A 7,696-nucleotide genomic window follows, 5' to 3' on the forward strand; every position below is an offset into this window, starting at 1 on the left:
GGAGTCCCGATGCCCCAGTTCCGCCAGCCCCTGCCCGAAGCCAGTGCCATGCCCTACACCCGGAGCCGCGACCTCCCTCCCTACCGAGGGATCGTGGCCGTCGACGCCAAGGACTTCACCGGCTATCCGTCCATCGAGCACGGAGCGATCAGCCGGGCCATCCCGCAATTACTCCAGCAGGCGTTCGAACGCGCCGGCATCGCGGACGTCTGGAACGACCAGAGGTTCCCCGCGTCCACGGGCGACGGGTACGTCTTCGGCTTCGATCCGGCGTGGATGCCGTATGCGATCCACCCCTGGCTCCACACCCTCCAGGACGTGCTCACCGAGTTCACCGTGCACTCCACGGGGGCGGTGCGTATCCGGCTCCGGGTCAGCCTCCACATCGGGCCGCTGCAGGATTCGGGAGATGAGTTCGGCGGCAACGGCACACCGCGCAACGACACCCACCGGCTGCTCGACTCCCGCCCGGTCAAGGCCATCCTGGCCGCCTCCAACGAGAACATCACCCAGGTCGCCGCCATCCTCTCCGACCGTTGCTACCAGGACGCGGTGGTGAGTGGCTACACAGGGCGGCACCCCGACCACTTCATCGAGGTGCCCGCGACCGTGGAGGGCAAGCGATTCGATCAGCGGGCCTGGCTGTACGTTCCCGCTCCCTCGGGCAACCTCTACGACCGCCGCATCCTGGGCGACCGGGTGGTCGAGGACCAGGAGGCCCGGCGCGGAGACGACGGCGATGACCGGCGAACGGCCGGGCGCGAGGCGGCGTACCGGTCGGTGACGATCAGGGCTGACAAGGGGAACGTGAATACCGGAACCGTGCACGGCGGCCAGAGTGTCAGCAACATGGACGTCGGCGGCGACCACGTCGGCGGCAACAAGGCGGGCTCGGTCCACGGCAACCAGGGGGACACAGTCCAGGGCGACAAGAACGAGGGTCGCCGGTGAGTGCCGAGGAGCACTCGCCCGATGCGGAAAAGGCTGACGGTGAGTCCCAACTCCCGGATGAGCCCAAGGGCCCGGCGGTGCAGCGGGAAGAGGACGATCCCGACGACGAGGGCTTCGACCACTTCGCCGGCCTTTCCGGCAACGGGGCATCCCGTTACTACATCCACGCCCCGTATGCGAACCTCAACGCCGGTTCCGTGCAGGGCGATCAGCACGTGGAGAACGTCAGCGGCGCGGCCAGTCACGCCGGTCGGCGAGTGGAGGCACACCAGGGCCCCATCTCCGCCCTGGAGATCCTGCAGGCCCAGGCGGGATTCGCGGAACCCGACTGGTTCCCCGCCGCGATGAGGGAACTCGACACCGGGGTACTGTTCCTCATGGGAGACCCTGGTACCGGACGCCGAACGGCGGCGTTGAACCTGTTGTGCCGTCATACCGGCGGCAGCATGGACCTGCGAGCGGTCGACAGCGACGTGGACCTGTCTTCCTGGCGTCCCACCCAGACCGGGGCGCGGGGGTATCTCGTGTACGGGCTGCTGCCCAAGCATCCCCTCGGCCCTGCGGTGATCGCCAACCTGCGCCGCCTGTTGAGCGACGCTCACGCCCGTATGGTGATCGTGCTGACCGACGAACCAGAGCTTGCACGCAGCCTGTCGCGCGACCTCCATGTCTCCCCTGTGCAGTGCGAACCCCCGCACCCCCGCGCCGTTTTCGACGCTCTCTTCGAGTCTGCCGTACCGAGTCCCGCGGAGCGTGACCGGCGGCTTACGCGGCTGGAGCCGGGCATGCTGGACGAGTTGCTGACTCCCCAGTTGGTCCCTGCTCAGGTCGCCGAGCTGGTCGCCGCGATGAGCGGTTCGGGCGACGAGGGGCCGGGCTTCACCGACCTTCGTGACCGACTGAGCTTCCTCGCAGAGGGAGAGGTACCGGACCTGATCAAGAAGCTCCGCGACGACCCTGACGGACTCGCCTTCCTCTTGGCGGCCTGCGTCTTCGAGGGGCTGGACCACCGTATTGTCCTGGAGGAGGCGGAACGGCTCCTCGTGCTGGCGGACGGGCGCCTGGACTCCGTACTGCCGGAGAGTGGGGATGCAGAGGGCAGCCACGGTCCAGCACGTCGCCAGGACGGCCCGCGGCCCAACCCGAAGTTCGTCTTCCGGCGATCGCTCGACGACCTGCTGCGGATGGTGCGCGCGCAGTGCGCGCCCAAGGAGATCCGGACCGCCTCCGGCTACACCTACGCGGTGGAACCCGTGCGGCTCACCCGGCACGGGCAGGCGGAGGCCGTGCTGCGGCACGTGTGGCGGCAGTACGGTCAGTTGTCCGGGCTGCTGACGGAGTGGATGGACAAAGTTCCGGGAAACGAGTACGAGTTGGCCGAGCCCGTGGGCCGGGTCATGGGCATGGCCGCCGGCTGGGGCGGCGGCCGCCGGGCGCTCAGCCATATCAGCAGGCTGGCCGGCTCCGATCGCGGGACCAGCCGTGCGATCGCCACGTACGCACTGAGCATGGCGGCAAAGGATCCGATTCTGGCGGGCGAGGTCAAGCACCGCCTCACCGACTGGAGCACGAGTGCCGGCTGGCGGCGGCGTGCCACGGTGGCGTACGCCTGCGGTACGGGCTTCGGTGTGTCCCGGCCGGATCTGGCGATGCGGCTGCTGCGGCGTGCGTACCGCGGGCTCGACGGTGACGAGTACACCGTCGCCAGGGCCATTCGCCTCGCTCTGAGCGAGCTCTTCGCGGCGGGCAGCCAGCCGACGATCTTCCACCACATCGCCGACTGGGCCGATCGCGGGGGACCAGACGCGGAGCTGTCGCTCTGGGCCTTTCCGCATCTGCTGCGGGAGCCCTCCTGGTTCCAGGAACAGCTACTCTCCGTAGGCGAGTTCACCGAGAAGATCATCGACCTCGTCCACCGGACACTGAACGACGACGCATTGTTCGATGCCACCCGCGGCACTCTGCTCGGCTGGTGCCGCACGGCCTACCGGGACGACCAGCAGAGTACGGCCGTGGAGACGTTGCTCACCGCACTCGCTCAGGACATGCGGCACGGCGAGCTGCGCCTGTTCGTCGAGATCGACCGGGCCGACACCCCCGTACTTGCCGGACGACACATCGCACGCCATGCGCTGGACGCCTGGCGGAAGGGCGAGCCGCGGCAGTTCAGCCCCGCATCACCACACGGAGGACACGATGACCACTGAGAGCAACGAGCCTGCCTATACCCGTGCTTCGCACGCCCCTTGGCGGGAGATCCTGTGGCAGCGTTGGTCCGGTCGGTTGGACCGTGCTCTGGTGCTGCGGGACCTGGGCGGGGGCTATCACCTGGTGAGGGCCCGGCACGCCACATCTCACGGCGCGGCCCTCGATACGGGCGAGGCACCGAAGAAGGCGGCCGTTTTCCGCACGAGGACGAGGCTGCGCGGGTACGACAGCGCGTTCTACGTCCGTCTCGATGAACACTCGGGGACAAGGGCCGTTGCACTGCCGACTCACTACGGCACCGAGTCGGTGGACGTTGAAGTGCTGTGGTGGGTACACGATCCGGTCCAGGTCGTGCGGTCGCGTACCATTCACGGCTGGCTCGCGGTGCGCAAGGCCCTCGACCGGCGTCTGCGTCGCCTCAAGGAGGAGTACGCCGCCGACGGACACGGAGTCGGCGCATCCGAGATGATGCAGCACCTGGTCGTACCGCACGAGTTGGCGGACTGCGGCCTGACCTACCGAGGCGTGGACATCTCCGCACGGGAAGGCGACGGCGAACTGCGACTGGGCGAGCCTGGTGACGCCGGCCTGCCCTATTCCTGGTCGGACACGAGTCGCGAGGAGTACGTGTTCTGCAAACAGGCTGTGCAGGACGGTCCGGTGTCGCTCGCGGCGCTCTGGCTGATCAGGCACCCTGATCAGGTCAGCCAGGTACTCGACTGGACAGTGAACCACTCCAGCCTGATCCGGGGGGAGTCCAACTGGCAGGACGAGGTGGCCGGCCTGCTGGGCAAGCTGACGACTCAGGAACGGCAGGAACTCTCCGAAATGCTGCGTGACCGGCTCGTCGTCCTGGGGCGGCAGGTACCTGGGCAGGAGCGCTCAGGGGTGGACGGAGAGAGGGCCCGCTCCCGCGCCGACAGCTGGGCGGGAGGCACGGTGAAAGGGCAGCCGTTGTGACGCGGGCAGTCGGTGGCAGGGGCCCGGTGCGGGGAGCGCTACGAAGCGTCGCTGCCAGGCCCCCGCGCCCGTCTCCCGCCCCTCGTCATCGGGTGCTGCACAGGACACTGCGCCGCCGTCATCCTGCAGCCTGTTCTCCGCCTGGACCAAGCCCGGAGACCGTGGCGGCGATGGAGCGCTTCATGGCTGCCAACGGCGTGGAGCTCACGCGTGCGGATACCAAGGCCGCCGTGCTCCTGGGCTTCACGGGAGCGGTCCTCGGCGTCTTCATCACGGTGACCAGGAGCGCCGACGCCGGACAGGCGCCCAACGCCTGGAAAATGCACGTACTGTGGTGGACCGCCGTCATCAGTGCACTGCTGGCCATCGTCTGCTTCGTGTGCGCCATCGCCCCGCGCCGCCGCGGAGGGCGGCGCCAGGGCACGGTCGCTCCCGGTTACTTCGAGCACCTCACGCCGGAACTGGGCGGCGAGCGGCTGAGCCGCGCCTTCGAACGGGTTGGGCACAATCCCACCGGCCCATTGCTGTCCTCCCTGGTGAGGACCAGCGAGATCATTCGCACCAAATACCGCTGGATCGAAACGGGAACCGTTCTGCTGCTTGTCGCACTTCCGCAGTTCGCCGTCACTCTACGGCCGGCATGAGGGAGAGCACGAAGAGACCGACTGGTTGGACGATCATGTCCAACCCCAGCCGGTCCGAGACCTGCACCGTTCCGACAAATCTGCGGCCGAAGCACGACGAAGCCTCCAGGCCGTGATCAGTCGGGGCCTTGCATTTGCCCTGCTGGGCAGAGCTTTGCCCATCCGTCGTGATCAGTTCCAGCCGGTGCTGCCCGAACGTCGACGGCGAGGGCCCGGGACGATCCCTAGTGCGAGCGGCTGTCGGCCGTGACACGCGCACGCGCCGGGCGATCTCCTCGTGACTGATCCGCCCCTGGGCGGAGTCCGGACTGACGATCTTCCGGTCCACCGCGTCCAGGTCCTTGGCCAACCATGTCCGTCCGTTCGAGGCGAGGGGCCGGGCCCCATCATCCCTCGTGTCGATGTACGGCACCCTCGCGGTCTCCGCTCGGGCGGAGGCCATGGGCTCGAACGCGTGAGGGGCGACCGTCGGCCGGGGCGCTCAGATGGGTGTTGCGTGTGCGGACGGTCGTACCCTGGGCGATGCCTCCGACACGGCGTGTATTCCGGCCTCGCCAGGCGCGCTGGAGGTGATCCGGCGATCGCCTGCCCGCTCCCGGATGGGACTGTCGCGGAGATCGATGCCGTCGCGGCATCCCCGACGCCGGGGCGGGCACGGGCCTGCTCGCGAGGTTCTCATGTACATCTGCTACATTTGTGACATGAGTGATCCAGTGATCGAATCCATGGCCGATGTCCGCAGCCACCTCGCCGACGTCATCGATCGTGCTCGTCGGGAGGAAACCCCGACGATCATCACTCGGCGCGGCAGGCAGGAAGCCGTCGTGATCGACATCCAGGAGTACCAGCGCCTGCGTGAGATCGCGGAGAACGCCGAGGAGGCGTGGCTCAACCGACTGGCCGACGAAGCTGAGTCCGAGGGTATCGAGGGGTCGGTCTCGCTCGAAGAGATGGCCGCCTTGCTGCGCGCTCATCAGGGCTGACCTCATGGGGTACGTCACGCGCTTCACGTCGCACGCTCAACGAGACATGCTCAAGGTCCCGCGCCCGGACGCCCTGCGCATCCTGTACCGCCTCACCGAACTCCAGAAGGCGATGGACGCGGGGGACACCACGGCGTTCGACATCAAGGCCCTACAAGGGCACAGTGCCCGCTGGCGGCTCAGGGTCGGCGACTACCGCGTCGTCTACACCGTTGAGGACGGTCAGTTGATCGTGTGGGTCCTGGCCGTAGGCAACCGTCGCGACTTCTACCACCAAGTTCCGTAGGCCCCCGCTGCGCAGATTGGTGTCGACTGCCCGCCGGGAGTTACGGGAGCCTGCGCCTGCCTGTTTGCCGAGATGCCCCGAATGTCGCCTGTAAACGTAACCAAAACTGCAACCGACGCACACCGAAGAGCCGAGCCGCAATCGCGGCTCGGCTCTTCGTTTCGCCTGGTCAGACACCCCATGTCGTTTGGTGTCAAGCGGTATGGGGTTGTGCGTGGTGCGACCAGGCGGTTGCTTCGTCGTAGAGGGTGCGGGTCTTGAGGCATCCGTGGAGGATGCCGACGAGCCTGTTGCCGACCTGGCGGAGGGCAGAGTTGTAGCCGGCCTCGCGGGCTCGCTGCTTGTCGTAGTACCGGCGGGCGCCGGGTGAGGCCCGCAGGGCGGAGAACGCCTGGCGCTGAAGCGCGTCGGCGAGCCGGTTGTTGCGCACGTAGCGGGCCTGGACGGTGTGGCTCTTGCCGGAGGCCCGGGTAACGGGGCTGGTTCCGGCGTAGTTCTTGCGGGCCTTGGCGGAGCTGTAACGGGTGGGATCGTCCCCGAACTCGGCGAGCACCCGGGCGCCGGTGATCTCTCCGATGCCGGGCATGGAGAGGTAGATCTCAGCGTCCGGGTGCGCGAGAAAATGCGCCTTCACCTGCTCTTCCATCGCGGCTATCTGTTCGTTGAGGGCGATCAGGAGACGAGCATGGGCGGTCGTGGTGGCCCCGTAGGCGGCGGCCACCGGCTCGGGCAGTTCCAGGTGCTTCTCGCGCAAGGCGGCCTGGATGGCCCCGGCCTTCTGGTCCCGGTTGTGGCGTCGGGCGCGGGCCAAGATGGCGGTGATCTGGATGCGGGTGAGCCTGGCCGCCGCCTGGGGGGTGGGCGCCTTGATGAGCAGTTCCAGCGCGTCGGTGCTGGTCAGCTCCAGGCTCGCGTAGGCGTTCAGGGCTGCGGGGAAGTACTCGCGCAGCGTGTTGCGCAGTCGTTGGAAGGTGCGGGTGCGTTCCCAGATCAGGGTCTGGTGGGCGCGGGCGACGACCTTGACGGCCTGGGCCTGGTCGCTGTCGCCGGCGATGGGCCGCAGCTGGTCGCGGTCGATGCGGACCATGTCGGCCAGCGCGTGGGCGTCGCCTCTGTCGCTCTTGGCGCCGGAGGTGCTGTACCGCTCCTTGAACCGGGCGACCTGCCGAGGGTTGATCGCGTAGACCCGGTAGCCGGCCGCAAGCAGGGCCTGCACCCAGGTGCCGCGGTCCGTCTCGATCCCGACGATCACGTCGCAGGGGACGAGGTCCTCACCCGCATGCTTCGCCACAAGCTCGTGGAGCTTGGTGATACCGTCCGCGCCCTCGGGCAACCTTGCGGTCGCGAGGCGGCGGCCGGTGGTGTCCTGGACTTCGACATCGTGGTGGTCCTCGGCCCAGTCGTCGCCGATCAGCAGCAACTCATCCTCCAGGTCAGGTACTTCCCGGTCATGCAGCCCGCGGAAGACACGGCACGCGGCCTAATGGATCCAGTGCTCACGCTCAGCTCGGCGGGCACGCCACCCCATCAGCGGTCATGGCCTTCCGGCCAACCAGCAGGGGCACGGTCTGACCACAGAACTCACAGTGGTTCCGGCGACATAAGTGCTCACCTGCTGGCGGCTACGGCACCGAGTCTCTCCGACCCGGCAGCTCCCATTAGGC

Annotated in this window: 8 protein-coding genes; 6 read left to right on the top strand and 2 right to left on the bottom strand. The window is 68.0% G+C overall.

What is annotated here, in order from left to right; genetic code table 11:
- The first annotated feature begins 9 nt into the window (after positions 1–9).
- The 4 genes from GFH49_RS34890 to GFH49_RS34905 all read left to right on the top strand — a co-directional run bounded on the left by GFH49_RS34890 (position 10) and on the right by GFH49_RS34905 (position 4,763).
- Positions 10–951, top strand: coding sequence for a hypothetical protein (locus GFH49_RS34890; protein WP_155060068.1), 942 nt, complete (start codon positions 10–12; stop codon positions 949–951).
- Positions 948–3,158 carry a hypothetical protein gene (locus tag GFH49_RS34895; protein WP_230396668.1) on the top strand — a complete coding sequence of 737 codons (2,211 nt, stop codon included), beginning with the start codon at positions 948–950 and terminating at the stop codon, positions 3,156–3,158. Before GFH49_RS34890 ends, GFH49_RS34895 begins: the two co-directional genes overlap by 4 nt.
- Complete coding sequence (locus GFH49_RS34900) at positions 3,148–4,119, top strand: hypothetical protein (RefSeq protein ID WP_230396669.1); 972 nt, start codon at positions 3,148–3,150, stop codon at positions 4,117–4,119. Before GFH49_RS34895 ends, GFH49_RS34900 begins: the two co-directional genes overlap by 11 nt.
- Before the next feature lie 170 nt (positions 4,120–4,289).
- Entirely contained in the window at positions 4,290–4,763 is a 474-nt protein-coding gene (locus tag GFH49_RS34905) for a Pycsar system effector family protein (RefSeq protein WP_230396671.1), read from the top strand.
- Here GFH49_RS34905 and GFH49_RS34910 read toward each other — a convergent pair.
- Positions 4,744–5,112: an Lrp/AsnC family transcriptional regulator gene (locus GFH49_RS34910; RefSeq protein ID WP_155060070.1), complete on the bottom strand. Its 369-nt coding sequence runs from the start codon at positions 5,110–5,112 to the stop codon at positions 4,744–4,746. The two genes, GFH49_RS34905 and GFH49_RS34910, sit on opposite strands and share 20 nt — an antisense overlap.
- Positions 5,113–5,464: 352 nt before the next feature.
- Between GFH49_RS34910 and GFH49_RS34915 the strand changes: the two genes are divergently transcribed.
- Both GFH49_RS34915 and GFH49_RS34920 read left to right on the top strand, forming a co-directional pair.
- A complete protein-coding gene (locus GFH49_RS34915; RefSeq protein WP_230396670.1) occupies positions 5,465–5,746 on the top strand; it encodes a type II toxin-antitoxin system Phd/YefM family antitoxin in 282 nt (93 codons plus the stop codon).
- 4 nt (positions 5,747–5,750) lie between these two features.
- A complete protein-coding gene (locus tag GFH49_RS34920; RefSeq protein WP_155060071.1) occupies positions 5,751–6,032 on the top strand; it encodes a type II toxin-antitoxin system RelE family toxin in 282 nt (93 codons plus the stop codon).
- A gap of 193 nt (positions 6,033–6,225) precedes the next feature.
- On the opposite strand, the gene GFH49_RS34925 is transcribed toward GFH49_RS34920, so the two are convergent.
- Positions 6,226–7,452 carry an IS110 family RNA-guided transposase gene (locus GFH49_RS34925; protein WP_155053965.1) on the bottom strand — a complete coding sequence of 409 codons (1,227 nt, stop codon included), beginning with the start codon at positions 7,450–7,452 and terminating at the stop codon, positions 6,226–6,228.
- Between the last annotated feature and the right edge of the window lie 244 nt (positions 7,453–7,696).

This window comes from Streptomyces blattellae (assembly GCF_009709555.1).
In the GTDB taxonomy this organism is placed as follows: domain Bacteria; phylum Actinomycetota; class Actinomycetes; order Streptomycetales; family Streptomycetaceae; genus Streptomyces; species Streptomyces blattellae.

Coding starts and splice junctions, on each gene's coding strand:
- GFH49_RS34890 (WP_155060068.1), top strand. CDS start 10: ATGCCCCAGTTCCGCCAGCCCCTGCCCGAAGCCAGTGCCATGCCCTAC.
- GFH49_RS34920 (WP_155060071.1), top strand. CDS start 5,751: ATGGGGTACGTCACGCGCTTCACGTCGCACGCTCAACGAGACATGCTC.
- GFH49_RS34900 (WP_230396669.1), top strand. CDS start 3,148: ATGACCACTGAGAGCAACGAGCCTGCCTATACCCGTGCTTCGCACGCC.
- GFH49_RS34905 (WP_230396671.1), top strand. CDS start 4,290: ATGGAGCGCTTCATGGCTGCCAACGGCGTGGAGCTCACGCGTGCGGAT.
- GFH49_RS34915 (WP_230396670.1), top strand. CDS start 5,465: ATGAGTGATCCAGTGATCGAATCCATGGCCGATGTCCGCAGCCACCTC.